At 68.6% G+C, this 392-nt stretch carries 1 protein-coding gene; it reads left to right on the top strand.

What is annotated here, in order from left to right:
* The coding region (locus ADK64_RS09810; protein ID WP_159046209.1) for an acyltransferase domain-containing protein at positions 1-392 on the top strand (392 nt) is incomplete at both ends.

Here is a 392-nt window from a genome sequence, read left to right as displayed (position 1 = left end):
CCTGTTCTCGGGGCAGGGGTCGCAGCGGTTGGGGATGGGCCGGGAGTTGGCCGGGGTGTTTCCGGTGTTCGCTGCTGCTTTGGATGCGGTGTGCGGGGAACTGGATGCCTTTTTGGAGCGGCCGTTGCGTGGGGTGTTGTTCGCGGCGGAGGGTTCGGCCGAGGCCGGGCTGCTGGATCGGACGGTGTTTACGCAGGCGGGTCTGTTCGCGGTCGAGGTGGCGTTGTTCCGGCTGCTGGAGAGCTGGGGGGTGCGGCCGGACTATCTGCTGGGGCATTCGGTCGGCGAGATTACGGCGGCGCATGTGGCGGGGGTGTTCTCGCTGGAGGACGCCTGTCGTCTGGTGGCGGCGCGTGGGCGTTTGATGCAGGCGTTGCCGGATGGCGGGGCGA

It is taken from the genome of Streptomyces sp. MMG1121, from assembly GCF_001280015.1.
Taxonomy (GTDB): Bacteria; Actinomycetota; Actinomycetes; order Streptomycetales; family Streptomycetaceae; genus Streptomyces.
The sequence above is the reverse complement of the archived record's forward strand: the minus strand, read 5'-3'. Positions and strand labels throughout refer to the sequence as shown.